The sequence below is a fragment of the Acidobacteriota bacterium genome, assembly GCA_009861545.1.
Classification (GTDB): Bacteria; Acidobacteriota; Vicinamibacteria; order Vicinamibacterales; family UBA8438; genus WTFV01.
Genome location: VXME01000106.1, coordinates 1 through 3051, shown reverse-complemented (window position 1 = coordinate 3051; position 3051 = coordinate 1). Strand labels below are relative to the sequence as shown.

3 protein-coding genes are annotated in these 3051 nt (G+C 68.0%); 2 read left to right on the top strand and 1 reads right to left on the bottom strand.

Annotated features, from left to right (window positions below; genetic code table 11):
• A partial coding sequence (locus F4X11_17380; GenBank protein ID MYN66776.1) for a hypothetical protein occupies positions 1–967 on the bottom strand: 967 nt, incomplete at its 3' end.
• Between the two features lie 147 nt (positions 968–1114).
• On the opposite strand from F4X11_17380, the gene F4X11_17375 reads away from it, so the two are divergent.
• A complete protein-coding gene (locus tag F4X11_17375; protein MYN66775.1) occupies positions 1115–1879 on the top strand; it encodes an SDR family oxidoreductase in 765 nt (254 codons plus the stop codon).
• 172 nt (positions 1880–2051) lie between these two features.
• Positions 2052–3051: mandelate racemase/muconate lactonizing enzyme family protein (locus F4X11_17370; GenBank protein MYN66774.1), on the top strand; the 1000-nt coding region annotated here is incomplete at its 3' end.

Genomic DNA, 3051 nt, shown 5'->3' with positions numbered 1-3051 from the left:
TGCAGGGCTTGGGGTTGTCGCCGGTGGTGTCGTCGGGGAACAGGGGCGGGTCGACTCGGCGGACCGGGTGGCCCCAGCGTTCGGCGGGCAGCAGCTCCAGGGTGAAGCAGCAGTGGGCGCAGTAGTAGCAGACGCCCTTGGAGTTCCAGGACCAGTCATGCGCCTCGCTGGTGACGCCGAAGCGGACGGCCCGCTCGGGGTTCGGCGCCGACTCCTCGACGTCAATCCCCCGCACCTGCCGGCCGCCGGAGCCGCACGGATCGAACTGGAACACCCAGCGGTCCTCGTGCTCGGTGCATTCGATGTCACCCATCCGGTCGGGGCCGACGAGGTGGCTGCGCATCGCCTCGAAGGACGTGTAGACGTTGCGGAACACCGTGTCGGCGTAGTCCTTCTCCCGCAGGTCGTAGGCCATGTAGCGCTCCTGGATGTAGGGCTCGAGGGCGTGGCGGTAGACGTCCTCCAGCGCGGCCTCCCCGAAGCGGTCGACGCAGAGCTTCATGATCCCCGACAGGAAGTCGGCCCAGCGGTCGTGCAGCCGCCGCCACGCCACCCGGATAGCGTCGAAGTCCGCCACGGCCTGGGTGGGCTCGATCAACTCGGCCCGCACGGCGTGGGTGAGACGGCCCGCCTGCTCCCCCAGCGCCAGCCACAGGGCGTCGCCGTCGAACGGCGTGCCGTCGAGCATCGCCAACTCGACACGCAGGTCCTCGACGGCGGACGCCAGTGCCTCCTCGCCGTAGCCCTCCTGCTCCAGCCACTCCAGGAATCCCGGCGTCCAGGTGTCGTAGATGAACTGGACGACCTTGGCCTCCTCCATGAAGTAGTCGATCAGCTGGGCAGCCACCTCGCTGCGGCCCTCGGTGATCGCCTCGTTGATCTTGGTGACGGTGCTGACCGCCTGATCCTCCCAGTCGCCCGTGCGGACACGCTTTCCGAGGCCATCCGACCACGTGAGATGCGTCATACCCGACCCCTCCCCTCTCGATCCGGAACGCCGGGATCCTAGCCCCGCGCCGCTCGCCGGCTCATGGTGCACCGGCGTCCGGCCTGTGCAATCATGCCGGTTCGCGCAGGCGCCCCGCGGTGACAGGCGGCGGGGCAGATCGGAGGGATGGTCGCAATGTCGAGCGGTGGCAACGGACCACAGCGCAGGATCGTCGTCACGGGCGCTGCGCAGGGCATCGGCCGGGGGGCGGTCGAACGGTTCCTGAGCGAGGGCGACTCCGTGCTGGGCGTCGACCTCAATGCCAAAAAGCTGGCTGAGATCGAGCCCCTCGGGGCCGACACCCTGGTGGCCGACCTGGCCGATCCCGCCGGGCGCGCCGCGGTCACCGAGGCCTCCGCCGGCTGTGACGGCCTCGTCAACGCGGCCGGCATCATCATCCTCAAGAAGCTGCAGGACGTCACCGTGGAGGACTGGCGCCGCATCGTGCAGGTGAACGTGGAGTCGATCTTCTTCCTCTGCCAGACGATCGGGCCGACGATGCCGGCGGGCAGCGCCATCGTGAACCTGTCGTCCTCCTCGGGGAAGCTCACCAGCACCACCGAGGCCGGCATCTACGCGGCCACCAAGTGCATGATCCTGTCGGTCACCCGCTCCTTCGCCTACGATTTGGCCCACATCCCGGTGCGGGTCAACGCCATCTGCCCCGGCATCGTGGACACGCCCATGCAGGACAAGGTGCTGGCCGAGGTGGCGCCGCTGCGGGGCATGACGCCCGACGAGCTCTCCGAGGCCCGCACGCACCTCGTACCCCTCGGGCGAGGCTCCACGCCGGCGGAGATCAGCGGCCTCATCAGCTTCCTGGTGGGTCGGGACAGCGCGTACATGACGGGTCAGGCCATCAACCACACCGGCGGGCTGGTGATGTGGTGAGCACAACCGGCTGCACTGTGGACGACGGCGCTCGCCAGCCTCAGAACGGCCACTGCGCGCCGGTGCCGGCGCGTGCCGAAGCCGAACCTGACCGATATCCGTCCGAAGACTCGGCGCCGACCTGTCGCCGCACTCGACCCTGCTCACAATCACACACCCAAGGAGCCTCAGCATGAAGATCGTTGCCGTCGAGCCGATCCCGGTCACCTACCCGGAGCCGAATGACTTCAACGCCTACCGGCACCTCTGCCTCGTGAAGGTGACCGCCGACGACGGGCAAGTGGGCTGGGGCGAGTCCATCACCATGTGGCCCGAGGCCTCCCGAGCCACCGCCGCGGTGATCGAAGGCCTCGCCGAGTTGATCATCGGCAAGGACCCCGTATCCAACGACGCCCTGTACCGGGCCATGAAGAACCACACCTGGTGGTACGGCTACGAGGGCGGCATCGCCTCCTACGCCATCTCGGCGCTCGACATCGCCATCTGGGACCTGAAGGGCAAGGCGCTGAACACCAGCGTCACGAAACTACTCGGCGGGCCGGTACACGACAGATTGCCGGGCATCGCCTCCTGCCACGCCCACCACGCAGAGATCCCCGCCATGTGCGAGGAGACGCTGGAGTGGCTCTCCACGGGCCTACAAGGCATCAAGACCGGCTTCGGCAAGCGCGGCGACGCACACTTGGGCTACGAGCACGACCGCGACGTGGAATACGTGCGGGCCATGCGCGAGGCCATCGGCCCCGACCGGCAGCTCATGATCGACATGGGAATCAAGATCCGCTGGGACGTGACCACGGCGGTGCGGCGCTGCGAAGCATTCGACGAGTACGACTTGAACTGGATCGAAGAACCGCTAGGGGCGTGGGACCCCGAGGGCTACCGCACCTTGCGCGACAAGACCTCCACGCTGATCGCCTACGGCGAGCGGGAATGGACGCTGCAGGGCTTCGAGCGACTGCTGGCCACCGGCACCGTGGATGTCATCGGCTGCGATCCCGGCCGGGCCGAGGGCATCACCGGCTTCAAGAAGATGTCCGAGCGGGTGGAGTTCTACCGCCGCCAAGCCAACGCCCACGCCTGGTCCTCGGCCATCGTGAGCGCCGCCAGCTTAGCGGTCAGCTTCTCCAGCTCGGCCTGCACGCTCTTCGAGTTCAAGCCGCTGCGCAACC

What these genes read in the sequence shown, in the direction of transcription:
- F4X11_17375 (MYN66775.1), top strand. Translation starts at nt 1,115, where the DNA reads ATGGTCGCAATGTCGAGCGGTGGCAACGGACCACAGCGCAGGATCGTC.